This window comes from Vibrio profundi (assembly GCF_043642225.1).
Lineage (GTDB): Bacteria > Pseudomonadota > Gammaproteobacteria > Enterobacterales > Vibrionaceae > Vibrio > Vibrio profundi_A.
The window spans coordinates 73,988-89,204 of sequence record NZ_JBHZSF010000011.1 but is presented as its reverse complement, the minus strand read 5'-3'; the positions used below and the strand labels follow the sequence as shown (position 1 = coordinate 89,204).

Sequence of the window (15,217 nt, the reverse complement as noted above, 5' to 3'; positions counted from 1 at the left end):
TGTCTCATGCGACAATTGGGGCAAAATCTTCAGTAATCAAATACACAAATGCCTTCGCGATATCTGGCTTTAAGCGAGTATATGCGAAGGCATTATTGTGACGAACGTTAATTTCTATGATTGTTAACTTCTACGGTCGTTAGTTAACTAGCGTGATTCGTTTGGTGCAAACACCATTATGAGATCAGCGCATCACTTCTCTTCGAACCATTCTGATTGTTCAAGCCATAGCGCATAATGATTCCGAATGAGCAGGCTAGCAATACGCCTAATACCCAACAAAAATACCACATACTGATTTCCTTAATATAGCGATGAACTGTTGTCGTGAATGTACTGATTGTTTAAGCGTCCAAACATTTTGCAATAACACCATACGGTGTAAACAAGAATAATTGGCACGACGATAATCGCCCTGTTTTTAAAGCGCTAGGTCCGCGTTTCGCAAACTTAACCAATAGGTACATTTCGATGATGAGGAATAGGGTATACAAGATGTAGACAGCCGCGAGTGATAGCCAAATACTTGAAGCCGGTAAGTTAGAAGCCGCCATGTTAACTGGAAGTACTTCACCAATTGCCCAAGGCTGTCGACCAAACTCAGCCACGAACCAGCCCGCTTCACATGCGATCCACGGTAGTGGGATTGCTAATAATGCTGATTCTTGCAAAGCAAGCGTCATCACTTGCTGATGGGAGTCTCGATATAAGGCGTAATAAACATGGTCACGCTTGTGGGTTAAAAAAGTCACTGACTCGCTATGAACAATGAAAGGCAGGGCTAGTAAATGAATACTTGGATTAAGTTCTACAGCGAATCCAGACCATTCATTTTCTTCAAAGCGCCACTTGAAGAAGTTGGGGAGGATAACCGTATCAACTTCTACAGATAGCGCAGCCCATTCATATTCAAGTAACGCGACTTCATTGCTCGACAAGCTTTTGGGGTTGTATGCAACATCAACACTGTGTTCAACGTCGCTTTGCTGAGTTCTCTGTTGGATAAACTTGGCGAACTCAGTGGCGATGTGATGAAACTGTGGCTCTGTTGCATGGTGAACGTCGATAAACTCTTCAATGAGCGCATTCAGTTGCTCGCTAGGTAGCTGTCTACAGAACAGCGGATAAGTGTTAGTGAGTAAACCCATTACATTGTCTCTAACGAACTCCCCATATCGGCATGCGGAGCGATCAAAATTCGATGAGCGTATGGTTGCCGTGAGCACTTGTGTTTCACTCACCATTTTGTCTGGTGGCTTAAGCACAGTTTGCCTCCACTGTATTCAACCGAACTGAGCGAGTTGGCATCAGAATTTGATCGTGAATCTCATGTAACTCTTCCGCTAACACCACCAATGGCGGTACGTTATTGTCTCGCTCTAGCAATAGAGACTTACTTTCATGTATCGCGATAGTCTTTTGAGCCAACTCAATCACACTTTGCTGCACTTGTTTTCCGTGCGTATCAAGAAGGAAATGATCGCTTTCCTCTAAGTGGCCCGCGATGTGGTAATAGCGAATGGCATCACTGGGTAGTGTTCTCAGCATCTCTTTTGCATCGAAACCGTGGTTTCTACTATTTACGAAAGCATTATTGATATCTACCAACAGCTCACACCCACTGCGCTTTACGATTTCCGCAATAAACTCACCTTCAGGTATTTCATCTTGGTAGTCGTGGTAATAAGAAATATTCTCTAGCACTAATAATATGTTTAGTTGATCTGAACGGGGTGGCTACATTAAACGGGTTAGTAAACGAAACTGGAAAGAGAGAACAACATTAAAGGAGGCTAAGAAGGCGGTGTTACTTATGCAGTAGCGTTAATAAAGGTACGCAATTCAAGTGAGACAAATTATCCCACACCAATAATAGGTACATTTTGACTTATCCATCAATATTCACGTTGAGACATATTGTCCCAGTAGCGTAACTGAACCGAAATATGTGAATGATAAAACATCAAAACCATTATAAGCTATTGATTTATTAAGCAATAAAAGTTGGAACGCTACTTGCTATGTACAGTTCAATTCACATGAATTCGTTCTAAAATGGAACTGAGCAATGTTAAAACAACTATTACAAGAAACGACGTCGACGAACGGAAAAGCGAGACTTTATGCTTTTGAAAATACCGTCGAACTCTCAAATTTAATTCCACCAACAGTGAGCTATGAGAGCGGAGGCAACACTCTCATAATTGGTCCTACGGCGATCATTACAAGTGCAGCTGAACAACTATCTCAAATGAATTCACTGACTTTGCTGTCAACTGATGGTGAGCAAAGCGAATTGGCAAACTTGTATCACGCAAGTTCAATTGAACTGTCAGGTTTCTTGGGGACATTTTCAGTCATCATTGGCAATCAAGGAACGACGACCAACTTAGCGAAGGTAGCGCTGAACCATGACTGTTTCGATGTCATCTTAGATTTGTCTCTAAACGGCTGTATGACAGAAGAAGTTCCTGTACCTGGTTATTACCCGGTTGGTAGAGGTTATCCGAAACTTGCAGAGGCGTTAGAAGAAATTCCAACTCTTATGGGAACTTTTGATAAGCCTAAGTACTTCCGATTAGATACAGACTTATGTGCACACAGCTCACGTGGTGTAAAAGGTTGCGAACGCTGTGTCGAGGCTTGTCCAGCAGGCGCTTTAACAAGTGATGGCGCGGATAAAACTGGTCACAGAATTGAGATAAATCCATATCTTTGCCAAGGCGTAGGCACATGTGCGACATCTTGTCCTACAGAAGCGATTTACTATGCGCTACCTGAACCTCAAGACACTCAAAAGTTTATCGAACGTACGCTAACGAACTATGAAAAAGCAGGCGGCGAAGATCCGATTGTATTGATCTGTAGTTCACGTCATGAAACTTATAACGTGATGGCACTTCAAGCATTACCAGACAACGTCATTCCTGTTGTGGTTGAAGAGCTTCCTTCAGTGGGGATTGATTCATGGTTCGCGGCACTCACAAATGGTGCGACTCAAGTGTTGTTTGCAGCCAGCCGTCACATGCCAGAGACAATCCAAAGAGTTCTTAATAGTGAAGTAGGGGTTGCGCAAGACCTACTCGAGCAACTTGGTATTGAAAAAGAGTGTATCGATATTATCTACCTAGAAGACCTAAGACAAGGTTTACCAACACTGCAAACTAAAAGCTTCGATCTTTGGATTGGAGAGCTAGAAGGGAATAAGCGAACGCGCCTATTTACAGCTCTTGATGCGCTAGTAAGTAATCGAATCCCAGTTGAAACCATTCAGCCAATTCCAACTTCGGCTCCTTATGGCGCGGTTTCTTGCGAGTCAAAAGATTGCACCCTATGTATGGCGTGCGTAGCCGTTTGTCCTACCGCTGCTATTCATAATGATGGTTTATCTCCAAATATTAAGTTCATCGAACAAGATTGTGTTCAGTGTGGAATGTGTGAAAAAGCATGCCCAGAACAAGCACTGACTTTAGAACCTCGAATGAACTGGGATAAGGCGACACGTACTCAAGCGGTCATTCTTCATCAAGAGCCCGCAGCAGAATGCTTACGATGTAAGAAGCCATTTGCTCCCCAATCTATGATTTCGATGCTTCAAGACAAGTTACGTAATCACTCCCAGTTTGCAGACGAAATGTCTATTAATCGAATTGCAATGTGCGAAGACTGCCGAGTTGTCGACATTTTCGAATCTATGGCCGAGAAGCCAGAACAGCAGCTTAAATATTAAGAGAAGATCTCAATGGAAAAATTACAAGATCAGGCCTTACGCGCTGATATTTACTTGCTTATCGCCAGTCTTATCAGACAACAACCAAATGCTGAACTTTTAAGTTGGCTTTCAGAGCTAGAAACATCGGATAGCCAAGACGAGATGTCAAAAGCGTGGTCAACGCTCAAACAGTCTGCGAAAACAATCTCAGCAGAGCAGATCTCTGATGAATATCAGAACCTATTTATTGGAATTGGACGTGGAGAAGTCGTTCCATTCGCGTCTTGGCATTTAACGGGCTCGTTAATGGAGAAACCGCTAGCTGCCATTCGCCAAGATCTTTTGAAACTCGGTTTTGAGAGAAATGAGCATACGAAAGAACCCGAAGATCATATCGCAGCTTTATGTGAAGTTATGGCGATGCTTAACGAATCCCCGTTAGAAACTCAACGCGAATTTTTCAACGCTCATATCGCATCATGGCAACACAAAATAGTTAATCAAATCGAGTCTGCGAAAAGCGCTCGGTTTTATTTATCTGTCGCTAGTTTGATGAAAGCGTTTTTTAACTATGAGCAAGTAAGTTTCGTAGAAGCCCCGGTTTCAATGAAACCTGTAAACAAGATAGAAATTAAGAACATTGTCGACACTGAAGTGAACCCGTCACATTAAGAGATGCATAAGCATCCAAACTACCGTTTCGGTAAGGGAAGCAATAATGAAAGATAACGAAAAAGTGAATACCAGTCGTAGAGGGCTTTTAAAAGGCTTAAGTACTGCGGCAGTCGCGGGAGCAGTCGTGGCAGGAACAACGAAAGTTGCCTCTGCTGCAGAGCCAGAAGTATCCGTATCGAATCAAGATAAAAAGACAGATGGCTATCACGAAACACAACATATTCGTGATTACTACGACTCGCTATAGGAGCAGACCATGAAATTAACAAAACGCTCCGATAGCGTTACTAAGCAAGAAAATCAGTTTGGCATCAGTCGCCGTGCTTTCATGAAGAATAGTTCATTAGCAGCTGGTGGCGTTGCCGCAACAGCGTGCATGTTCGCGCCTGGCATGATCAAAAAAGCGGAAGCAAAATCGGTCGACCCGACAGCAAAAACAGATATTAAACGTACTATTTGTTCTCACTGTTCGGTTGGTTGCGGTATTTATGCTGAAGTTCAAAACGGAGTTTGGACAGGCCAAGAGCCAGCTTTTGATCACCCGTTCAACGCTGGTGGACATTGTGCAAAAGGGGCTGCGCTACGTGAGCATGGACACGGTGAACGTCGCTTAAAATATCCAATGAAACTTGAAAATGGCAAATGGAAGAAGTTGTCATGGGATCAAGCCATTGAAGAGATTGGTAATAAAACTCTAGAAATTCGTAAAGAGTCCGGCCCTGATTCCGTTTATTGGTTAGGCAGTGCTAAACATAATAACGAACAAGCGTATATGTTCCGTAAAATGGCTTCTTTATGGGGAACGAACAACGTCGACCACCAAGCACGTATTTGTCACTCTACAACTGTAGCTGGCGTAGCAAATACTTGGGGCTACGGCGCAATGACTAACTCTTTCAATGATATGCATAACTGCAAATCTATGCTTTTCATTGGCTCAAACCCTGCAGAAGCGCACCCTGTTGCTATGCAGCACATTTTAATCGCTAAAGAGAAGAATAATTGTAAGATCGTTGTTGCTGATCCTCGCCGTACTCGCACCGCTGCAAAAGCTGATCACTATGTTTCGCTTCGCCCAGGTTCTGATGTTGCATTCATCTGGGGTGTATTGTGGCATGTATTCGCAAATAAATGGGAAGACAAAGAGTTCATCCGCCAACGTGTATTTGGCATGGATGAAATTCGTCAAGAAGTCGCGAAATGGACTCCTGCTGAAGTAGAACGTGTCACTGGTATTTCTGAAGAAGAAGTGTACCAAACTGCTAAGTTACTTTCTGAAAATCGCCCGGGGTGTGTCGTTTGGTGTATGGGTGGTACTCAACACACGACTGGTAACAACAACACTCGCGCATATTGTATTCTTGAACTTGCACTTGGCAACATGGGTAAATCTGGTGGTGGTGCGAATATTTTCCGTGGCCACGATAACGTACAAGGTGCCACTGACTTAGGCGTACTTTCGCATACATTACCTGGATACTACGGCTTATCTGACGGCGCTTGGAAGCACTGGTCAAAAGTGTGGGACCTCGACCATTCATGGGTTCAAAATCGATTTGACCAAAATGAATACCGTGGCAAAAAGCCAATGAACAATATGGGGATTCCGGTATCTCGTTGGATTGATGGTGTTTTAGAGAATAAAGATAACATCGAGCAAAACGATAATATTCGTGCAATGTTCTACTGGGGACACGCGGTCAACTCGCAAACCCGTGGCGTGGAAATGCAAAAAGCGATGCAGAAGTTGGACATGATGGTGATTGTTGATCCATATCCAACAGTTGCGGCTGTAATGAATAATCGTACTGACGGCGTATATCTATTACCAGCGACAACTCAGTTTGAAACCACAGGTTCTGTTACGGCTTCAAACCGCTCTCTTCAATGGCGTGAGCAAGTCGTTCAACCATTGTTCGAATCTAAGCCTGACCACGAGATCATGTATCTACTTACTAAGAAGTTAGGTTTCGCTGAGCAGCTATTCAAAAACGTTAGAATACAAGATAACCAACCAGTTATTGAAGATATCACGCGTGAATTCAACAAAGGCATGTGGACGATTGGTTATACCGGCCAAAGCCCTGAACGTATCAAAGCGCACACAATGAACTGGCATACATTCCATAAGACTTCACTCGAAGCAGAAGGTGGTCCGGTTCACGGCGAAACATATGGTTTGCCTTGGCCATGTTGGGGTACACCTGAAATGAAGCACCCAGGTACACACATTCTTTACGATACGTCTAAACCTGTTGCTCAAGGTGGCGGTAACTTCCGCGCTCGTTTTGGTGTTGAGTTTGAGGGCAAGAACCTTCTTGCAGAAGACAGCTACTCGAAAGATTGTGAACTAGAAGATGGTTATCCTGAATTCAGCGCCAAACTTCTAAAACACTTAGGGTGGTGGGATGACCTAACAGCAGAAGAAAAAATAGCGGCTGAAGGTAAAAACTGGAAAACCGATACTTCTGGCGGAATCCAACGAGTTGCAATTAAGCATGGTTGTATGCCTTTTGGTAACGCTAAAGCTCGTGCGGTGGTATGGACATTCCCAGACCGTGTGCCACTGCACCGTGAACCGCTTTATACGCCACGTCGTGATCTCGTTGCAGACTACCCAACTTGGGACGATAGCGAGTCAATTTACCGCTTGCCAACGATGTACAAGTCGATTCAAGACCAAGATAAATCTGGCGAGTATCCAATTATTCTGACTTCCGGACGTTTAGTTGAGTATGAAGGTGGCGGTGAAGAAACTCGTTCTAACCCTTGGCTTGCTGAGCTTCAACAAGAAATGTTTGTTGAGGTTAACCCGAAAGATGCCAACGATCTTGGCTTCAAAGATGGTGAAATGGTATGGGTTGAAGGTGCAGAAAAAGGCCGTATTCATGTCAAAGCGCTTGTAACTCGTAGGGTTAAACCCGGGCTCGCGTTCATTCCGTTCCACTTCGGTGGCAAATTCCAAGGTGAAGATCTACGTAGCAAGTACCCAGAAGGTACTGATCCGTATGTCATTGGTGAGTCGGCGAATATCGCAACAACCTACGGCTACGATCCTGTAACACAAATGCAGGAAACCAAAGTCACCCTCTGTAAAATTAGCAAAGCGTAAGGAGTCACAAGATGGCTAGAATGAAATTCCTTTGTGACACCAAGCGTTGTATCGAATGTAACGGCTGTGTCACTGCATGTAAAAATGAAAATGATGATGCACTAGAGTGGGGCATTCAGCGTCGCCGCGTAGTGACCCTAAATGATGGCGAACCGGGCGAGAACTCCATTTCTGTCGCTTGTATGCATTGTACTGATGCACCTTGTATGGCGGTGTGCCCAGCAGACTGTTTTGAACAGACTGAAGATGGTGTCGTTCTTCATAATAAAGACCTGTGTATCGGCTGTGGTTATTGCTTGTTCGCGTGTCCGTTTGGCGCTCCTCAATTCCCGAAACAATCTGCTTTTGGTGAACGCGGGAAAATGGATAAATGTACCTTCTGTGCGGGTGGCCCTGAAACAGAAGCTGGCTCGGAAGAAGAACGCAAGAAGTATGGTGCTAACCGTATTGCAGAGGGCAAGCTGCCAATGTGTGCTTCACTTTGTTCAACAAAAGCACTGATTGCGGGTGATGCTGATAAAGTATCGGAAATCTTCCGTCAACGTGTTGTTGAACGTGGCGCAAAAGCGGCGGGTTGGACAGACGGCAACGACCTTTCTTACGATGCGACTAAAAGCTAAGTTGGGAGAGACGTATGCTTTCACTGTTTAAACGTCTCTCAATTGTTGTGCTGCCTTTGTTGGCAGCGCTAACAATGCTAGCTCCAATGAGTCAGGCATCTGAGACTAAAGCGAACACGGCTGAACGAGAAATAACTCAACTCGCAGGTTCGGAATTTTGGCAACAAGTAAGGGCAGGAGAAGAGGGGTACACAACCTCTCAGTTTCCTGAACATGGCGTGCTGATCAGTACACCGGGACAAACTTGGTACATTTTAAAAGAAAAGTGGATGTCGCCGGCGGGTGCGGTTGCGATTTTCGGTAGTATCGCCTTTGTGACCTTGATGTACATCGTCATTGGTCCGCTTATGCTGAGTGCTCCAAGAACGGGAAGGAAGATCAAACGTTGGTCGCGGTTAGATCGCGCATTGCACTGGAGCATGGCGTTTACGTTTCTTACGCTAGCGTTCAGTGGTTTGATGCTGGTTTACGGCAAGCATTTCCTTAAGCCTTACATTCCTACGGACCTTTGGGGATTCATTATTTTATTGGCTAAACAATATCACAATTACATAGGGCCTATTTTCTATGTATTGCTGATGTGCGTTTTAGTTAAATGGTGGCGAAAGTCTACCTTCAAGAAAGTTGATCTTGTTTGGTTTATGAAGCTTGGCGGTATGGTTGGAAAGCATAAAGGTTCACACCCTTCGGCAGAGTTTTCTAACGCAGGTGAGAAAGCCCTTTTTTGGTTGCTGATCGTCGTTGGTACCGTTGTCGCGTTTAGCGGTTTGGTTCTAGATTTCCCAATTTTTGGACAAACTCGTCGTGACATGGAACTTTCTAACCTTGTTCATATGCTTGCTGCTTTAATCCTTATTTGTGGCTTCGTTTTCCATATCTATATCGGGCTGTTTGGCATGGAAGGGGCTCTAGAAGGCATGGTAACGGGAGAAGTCGATGAGACATGGGCGAAAGAGCACCATGATTTATGGTATGAAGAAGTTAAGCATACGGCCCAAGAGCCTGGCTTGTCTAAGAAAGAAGTAGAAGGAAAGCCGCACTATGACCAAACATCATAAAGGGATATGGTTTGCTTACATCGCAAGCCTATTCACGCCTTTCACTTGTTTGATTTCAGGCGTCATTGCCATTGTCTATGCAGGCTATCGCCTCGACAAAAATGAAGACGGTGAAGTCGTTAACTCACATTATTATGGGTTAATTCGTTCTTTCTTTCTGAACTTGACGTTTTTTGTCGTACTTATTGTCACTGTGGCAACGTCAAATGGCGTATTAATTGGTGTGAATGATTATTGGTACAAAAACCACCTCATTGACGAGATTGCTTATTTCATTCCTTATATTGGGATGCTGTTTGCTGCGATAGCGATCATCATTTGGCTGATTCGAATGGTTCAAGGGATGAAGCAACTCAAGCAGAACCTTCCTCATCAACCAACAAAAGGACCTAACCTTTAGCCTTGATAATGTTGATGCCTTAACTATAAAGCCCCATTAAGTGGGGCTTTTTTGTGCGCTCTGAATTAGTGCGTTTTCACCTTATTGGTGCACGCAGATGCAGAGGGAGAGACGCATCAAGAACATAGGTTGGAGTTGATGTGTTTTAAGTTCATGAAATTTATAAACTATTCTATTTCCTATCTAATATTTCAATTTTATCAATAATTGGAATGTATTTTGCTCTACTACCAGTCAAATAAATATTTCACCAATTTGGTGAAAACAATAATTTGTCGCACAGGTAAGGTGCGCTATAGGTAATATGGAGCAATACCAACAATGAGCATTTCAGCAAGTCAGGTACACGGAGCCGTTCAGACCCTGACTCAAAGTTCGGATACACTTTTTCTACTCCTCGGTGCGATTATGGTGTTTTTGATGCACGCAGGCTTCGCATTTTTAGAAGTGGGTACCGTTCGACAAAAAAACCAAGTGAACGCACTAGTAAAAATTCTCGCCGACTTCGGTGTCTCAGCGATCGCATACTTTTTCATTGGATATTGGGTCGCGTATGACGCCACTTTCTTTGCTGATGCTCAAACCTTGTCTCAAGGGAATGGCTATGAGTTAGTGAAATTCTTTTTCTTACTCACATTTGCGGCCGCTATTCCAGCGATCGTTTCTGGTGGTATTGCAGAAAGAGCGAGATTTTATCCTATCTTGATAGCAACTTTTTTTACGGTTGGTATCGTCTATCCACTGTTTGAAGGCATGATTTGGAATGGGAATTATGGCGTTCAAGCGTGGTTTGAAGCTCAGTTTGGCTATGGGTTCCATGATTTCGCAGGATCAGTCGTAGTACATGGCGTTGGTGGTTGGATAGCGTTAGTCGCTGTGATGTTTTTGGGCATGCGTAAAGGCCGCGTTCGCGCAGGGAAACACACCAACTTTGCACCTTCGAACATTCCATTTCTTGCGTTAGGTGCCTGGATACTATGTGTGGGTTGGTTCGGCTTTAATGTAATGTCTGCACAAACACTAAATGGTATTAGTGGACTAGTGGCAATGAACTCTCTAATGGCGATGGTAGGCGGTATTTTAGCTGCACTAATTGCAGGCAAGAATGACCCTGGTTTTATTCACAATGGACCATTGGCCGGCTTAGTCGCAATTTGTGCAGGTTCAGATTTAATGCACCCAATCGGAGCGTTAGTGACCGGGGCTGTGGCGGGGGCACTGTTCGTCTACTTGTTCACCTACCTACAAAACAAAACTAAAATTGACGACGTACTAGGTGTATGGCCTCTTCATGGTGTTTGTGGTGCATGGGGTGGTATCGCAGCTGGTATTTTTGGTCAAAGCGCGCTGGGTGGCCTTGGTGGCGTGAGCCTTACCGTTCAAGTATTAGGGACGCTTGCGGGCATTACTGTCGCGTTAGTTGGTGCTTTTGCGGTTTATGGTACTTTGAATCAGTTAACAGGATTAAGGCTTTCTGAAGAAGACGAATTTAACGGGGCAGATCTGGCTGTACATAAAATATCTTCTATAAGTGACGACTAACACTCTGTAATTTAATAGTAAAAGGTAGCCTTTAGGCTGCCTTTTTTGTTTGAGTTCACATAAAAATAGATACCTATCGTGACATGCGACTATGGTCTAATCCATATCACTATTGTTGGTATTGGAACGGTGCTAAGCTAAATGCATAGAAAGAAACAAGGATTGTTATATGAATTTCCCGTATAGAAACATAGTTATACTTACTGGTGCAGGTATTTCGGCAGAATCTGGTATTCAAACGTTTCGCGCGCAAGATGGCTTATGGGAAAACCATCGAATAGAAGATGTTGCTACACCTGAAGGCTTCGAACGCGACCCCGATTTAGTTCAAGATTTCTATAATCAACGTAGAAAGAAGTTACAGGGTAGTGACATTAAGCCTAATGCCGCACACATTGCTTTAGGCGAGCTCGAAGAACGATTAGATGGAAAGGTTACTGTTATCACTCAGAACATTGATAACTTACATGAGCGAGGCGGTACTAAGAATATTATCCATATGCATGGTGAGCTACTAAAAGCGCGATGCAGTGAGTCTAACCAAGTTATAGAACACAAAGATGCGATATTAACTGGTGAGCTTTGCCATTGTTGCCAGATCCCTGCCCAAATGCGACCACATATTGTCTGGTTCGGTGAAATGCCGCTTAAAATGGGCGACATCTATTCTAGCCTCGAAGAAGCGGATTTATTTGTCTCTATCGGCACATCCGGCGTCGTCTATCCAGCCGCTGGTTTTGTTCATGATGCCAAGATGCATGGTGCGCATACGATAGAAATCAATTTAGAGCCTAGCGCGGTTGAGAGTGAGTTTGAAGAAAAGCGTTATGGTAAAGCTAGCATTGAAGTTCCCAAACTTGTTAGAGAGCTACTTGACTCAGGTAGCGAATCAAAGCGCGCTTAACGAGCTTCAACACCAATAGAAGAAAGATACCGCGACGGTATCTTTTTTTATGCGTTGTGTTGGGAATTAAACTTTGCCGACTTTTTCATTTCATACATCGCTTTATCTGATTTGATGAGTGCTTCTTCAAAGTTCGCGCGTGTCGAATGCTCAATGCCATAAGAGAAAGAGATCTGCTCACCATCAAGCAGGTTGTTTACTTGTGTTATGTAGTCTTGAGCACGGCCTGACTTAACCGTTACTACAAATTCATCGCCTCCTATACGAAACGCCATTTCATCTTCAATGGTGCACTGTTTGAGGGCCTGAGAAAAGCGAACTAACATCAAGTCGCCGACATTATGGCCTTTCTTGTCATTCACCAACTTTAATCCATCTAAGTCGAAGTAAATCAAATCAAACTCTTCTAATTTAATTTGAGATAATTTCTTGCGATTGTATAAACCCGTGAGTTCATCTACAGAGTTTTGCTCTTTGAGTTTGAGGGTAATCTCTGTCAAACCAAATGCTATCAATAGGAAAGATATTTGCAGCAGCCCATCTTCAAGAAAGGTATCAATAAACTCATATTTATCAGCTAACTTATCAAAAATGGCTATTTCAGTGACTACATCGTATGTTTTGTTAAACAGTAAAATCCAGGTACCGTATTTAAGTTTACTATTCCTTTGGATCGCTTTACGCGCAACAGTACAAATATAAAAGACAATGATGAGAGTGTTAGTCTCGAAGAACAGATCATAATTCGAATCAACGTCTGCGACATAGCTAACGCCTAACATGACAAACGATGCTAGCAGCATGAAAGTGACGATGACTAATAGAGGATGCGTTTTTGACATTTATATGGCACTTTGTATTGTTTATTTGGGAGCCTATATAAAGTGTAGGTAAAAATAAAGCGGCTTGCGCCGCTTTATTCGTCAATCGAACTGTAAATCAGTTATTTACCTTTAGTTTTTGGAAGTACTCGTCATAAATAACGCTTGCTTCACCAACTTCATCTTGCCAAACGCCGCTGTCCATTACAGATTGAGGAGGGAAAACGTTTGGATCATTAGCGAACTCTTTAGGAAGAAGTGGGTAAGCTGACTTCACTGGAGTAGGGTAACCAATTTCCAAAGCGATCTTAGCTGCGTTTTCAGGACGAAGTAGGAAATCAATCATCTTATGTGCAGCATCGACATTCTTTGCGCCAGATGGGATAGCTAGGCTGTCCATCCAAAAGATCGTTCCTTTCTCTGGCCAAATGATATCGATGGTTGCACCTTCCTGACGAGCCATATAAGCCGAACCATTCCAAAGCATGCCAAGAGACACTTCACCGGCAAGGTATGGGTTTGCTGGGAAATCTGAGTTAAACACAAGCACGTTCGGCATCAGTTTCTTCAGTTCTTCGTATGCTGCTTTAATCTCATCAGGGTTTGTCGTGTTAGGAGAGAAGCCTAATTTGCTTAGAGCGATGTGGAACACCTCACGTGAATCATCCATCATCATCAATTGACCTTCCCACTGTGTATCCCATAGGTCGCCCCATGAAGAAACCGATGAGCGATCAAGCATATCAGAATTAATACCAATACCCGTTGCACCCCAAATGTATGGGATTGAATAGCTGTTGCTTGGGTCGAACGGCTTATCAAGGTAGTTAGGGTCTAGGTCTTTAAAGTGGCTTAGCTTTTCTTTGTCTAACTCTTGAAGCATACCTTCTTTACGCATTTTTGATACGAAGTAAGTAGACGGAACCACAAGATCATAGCCAGAACCTTGAGTCTTTAACTTGGCATACATGCTTTCGTTAGACTCATAAGTTGAGTAGATCACTTTGATTCCGGTTTCTTTCGAGAAATCGTCAAGAACTTCACTTGGAATATATTCAGACCAGTTGTAAAAGTACAACTCTTGGTCAGTTGCGAAAGTGGGAGTTGAGATAAAAGTAGCAGCACACAATGCGCCGGTATACAGTGCTTTTTTCATTACTGTTCCGTTCATTTGTTTGGTTTGGAGCTGGGTAGCGAACCCAAAGAAAATGGATCTATAAAAATTTGGTGCGGATTATAACAGGAGAGAAATAAAATAGGCAGCCTTAGCTGCCTATCAAATGAAATTGAGGTCGTTTTATTGACCAGCTTTTAGCTTCATAAAGTACTCTTCATACTTTACTGTCTTATCCCCAACTGCAGCTTGCCATTCTACTCGGTCAAGATCTTCCTGTGATGGGAAAAGTGCAGGGCTGTCCTTGAATTTGTCGTTAGAAGCCTTAACTGCCGTTAAATAGCCAGTATCTCGAGAGATTTGCTCGGCGATTTCTGGTCGTAATAAGAAATCAATCATCTTATGTGCCGCTTCGACATTTGTCGCGCCCGAGCTGATCGCGAAGTTATCTACCCAACCGATTCCCCCTTCTTTAGGGAAAACCAATTGAATTGGTAAACCTTCATTTTGAGCAGCGGCGGCTGAACCATTCCACAGCATACCTAAACCAACTTCTCCAGACATATACGGCGCACCTGGGTTGTCAGAGTTAAAAACCAATACATTAGGCATCAACTTTTTAAGTTCAGCGTAAGCTTCATCGATTTGCTTTTCGTCGGTAGTGTTGCCCGAATAGCCAAGTTTGCGCAATGCGATATGAAAGACTTCTCGAGTGTCATCCATCATCATCAATTGACCTTCAAGTTCTGGCTTCCACAAATCAGCCCAGCTTTGAAAGTCTTCAGGATCGTACATATCGGTGTTAACCGCTAATCCTGTAATTGCAACGACATGAGGAATCGAGTAATCATTATTCGGATCGTATGCTTTGTCTAAGTAGTTCGCATCAAGGTTGCTAAAGTTACTTAGTTTAGTCTTATCGATTTTTTGAAGCATACCTTCATCGCGCATCTTAGAAACAAAATACGTTGAAGGAACGACTAAGTCATAACCCTGATTATGGGTTTTTAGCTTGGCATATAAGGTTTCATTAGACTCATAAGTTGAGTAGATAACTTTAATGCCAGTTTCGTCGGTAAATTGCTCTAGGAGCGAGCTATTGATATACGGCCCCCAGTTCATAAATACCAATTCTTTATTATCGTCCGCAGACACTGTTCCAGAAAACATTGAAAGCGCACATGCACTACCAGCTAATAGAGTAGCCCACTTTTTCATTGACGTTAGCTCCAAACTAAACGTTGCCCAAAGGCAGTAGA

The 15,217-nt window shown here is 43.3% G+C and carries 13 protein-coding genes and 3 pseudogenes; 9 read left to right on the top strand and 7 right to left on the bottom strand.

Going from position 1 to position 15,217, the window contains the following annotated elements:
- Positions 1-192: 192 nt before the first annotated feature.
- The 4 genes and pseudogenes from cydX to ACHUFI_RS16195 all read right to left on the bottom strand — a co-directional run bounded on the left by cydX (position 193) and on the right by ACHUFI_RS16195 (position 1,713).
- A pseudogene (cydX, locus tag ACHUFI_RS16210) lies at positions 193-293 on the bottom strand (cytochrome bd-I oxidase subunit CydX).
- Positions 294-344: 51 nt separating this feature from the next.
- Positions 345-752 carry a cytochrome ubiquinol oxidase subunit I gene (locus tag ACHUFI_RS16205; protein ID WP_394251107.1) on the bottom strand — a complete coding sequence of 136 codons (408 nt, stop codon included), beginning with the start codon at positions 750-752 and terminating at the stop codon, positions 345-347.
- Between the two features lie 261 nt (positions 753-1,013).
- Positions 1,014-1,244: pseudogene (locus ACHUFI_RS16200) on the bottom strand (HvfC/BufC family peptide modification chaperone); the annotation flags it as partial.
- A 13-nt stretch (positions 1,245-1,257) separates the two neighbouring features.
- Positions 1,258-1,713, bottom strand: a complete 456-nt coding sequence (locus tag ACHUFI_RS16195; RefSeq protein ID WP_394251105.1) for a multinuclear nonheme iron-dependent oxidase — start codon at positions 1,711-1,713, stop codon at positions 1,258-1,260.
- A 355-nt stretch (positions 1,714-2,068) separates the two neighbouring features.
- On the opposite strand from ACHUFI_RS16195, the gene ACHUFI_RS16190 reads away from it, so the two are divergent.
- From ACHUFI_RS16190 to cobB, 9 genes and pseudogenes are all read left to right on the top strand, one after another.
- The gene (locus ACHUFI_RS16190; RefSeq protein ID WP_394250956.1) at positions 2,069-3,730 is read left to right on the top strand and encodes a 4Fe-4S dicluster domain-containing protein; all 1,662 of its coding nucleotides are present in this window, start codon (positions 2,069-2,071) and stop codon (positions 3,728-3,730) included.
- Positions 3,731-3,736: 6 nt separating this feature from the next.
- The gene (locus ACHUFI_RS16185; RefSeq protein WP_394251103.1) at positions 3,737-4,384 is read left to right on the top strand and encodes a TorD/DmsD family molecular chaperone; all 648 of its coding nucleotides are present in this window, start codon (positions 3,737-3,739) and stop codon (positions 4,382-4,384) included.
- A 46-nt stretch (positions 4,385-4,430) separates the two neighbouring features.
- Entirely contained in the window at positions 4,431-4,634 is a 204-nt protein-coding gene (locus ACHUFI_RS16180; protein WP_394250954.1) for a twin-arginine translocation signal domain-containing protein, read from the top strand.
- Between the two features lie 9 nt (positions 4,635-4,643).
- Positions 4,644-7,499: a formate dehydrogenase subunit alpha gene (locus ACHUFI_RS16175; protein WP_394250952.1), complete on the top strand. Its 2,856-nt coding sequence runs from the start codon at positions 4,644-4,646 to the stop codon at positions 7,497-7,499.
- An 11-nt stretch (positions 7,500-7,510) separates the two neighbouring features.
- Complete coding sequence (gene fdh3B, locus ACHUFI_RS16170) at positions 7,511-8,119, top strand: formate dehydrogenase FDH3 subunit beta (RefSeq protein WP_394250950.1); 609 nt, start codon at positions 7,511-7,513, stop codon at positions 8,117-8,119.
- Positions 8,120-8,133: 14 nt separating this feature from the next.
- Positions 8,134-9,102, top strand: a pseudogene (locus ACHUFI_RS16165) (formate dehydrogenase subunit gamma); the annotation flags it as partial.
- 58 nt (positions 9,103-9,160) lie between these two features.
- Positions 9,161-9,577, top strand: a complete 417-nt coding sequence (locus ACHUFI_RS16160; protein ID WP_394250948.1) for a hypothetical protein — start codon at positions 9,161-9,163, stop codon at positions 9,575-9,577.
- A gap of 321 nt (positions 9,578-9,898) precedes the next feature.
- The gene (locus ACHUFI_RS16155; RefSeq protein WP_394250946.1) at positions 9,899-11,119 is read left to right on the top strand and encodes an ammonium transporter; all 1,221 of its coding nucleotides are present in this window, start codon (positions 9,899-9,901) and stop codon (positions 11,117-11,119) included.
- A gap of 169 nt (positions 11,120-11,288) precedes the next feature.
- A complete protein-coding gene (gene cobB, locus ACHUFI_RS16150; RefSeq protein ID WP_394250944.1) occupies positions 11,289-12,023 on the top strand; it encodes a Sir2 family NAD+-dependent deacetylase in 735 nt (244 codons plus the stop codon).
- 47 nt (positions 12,024-12,070) lie between these two features.
- Here cobB and ACHUFI_RS16145 read toward each other — a convergent pair whose 3' ends face one another.
- The 3 genes from ACHUFI_RS16145 to ACHUFI_RS16135 all read right to left on the bottom strand — a co-directional run bounded on the left by ACHUFI_RS16145 (position 12,071) and on the right by ACHUFI_RS16135 (position 15,176).
- Positions 12,071-12,865: a GGDEF domain-containing protein gene (locus tag ACHUFI_RS16145; RefSeq protein WP_394250942.1), complete on the bottom strand. Its 795-nt coding sequence runs from the start codon at positions 12,863-12,865 to the stop codon at positions 12,071-12,073.
- Between the two features lie 97 nt (positions 12,866-12,962).
- Positions 12,963-14,000, bottom strand: coding sequence for an extracellular solute-binding protein (locus ACHUFI_RS16140; protein ID WP_394250940.1), 1,038 nt, complete (start codon positions 13,998-14,000; stop codon positions 12,963-12,965).
- 141 nt (positions 14,001-14,141) lie between these two features.
- Complete coding sequence (locus ACHUFI_RS16135) at positions 14,142-15,176, bottom strand: extracellular solute-binding protein (protein WP_394250938.1); 1,035 nt, start codon at positions 15,174-15,176, stop codon at positions 14,142-14,144.
- Positions 15,177-15,217: the final 41 nt, after the last annotated feature.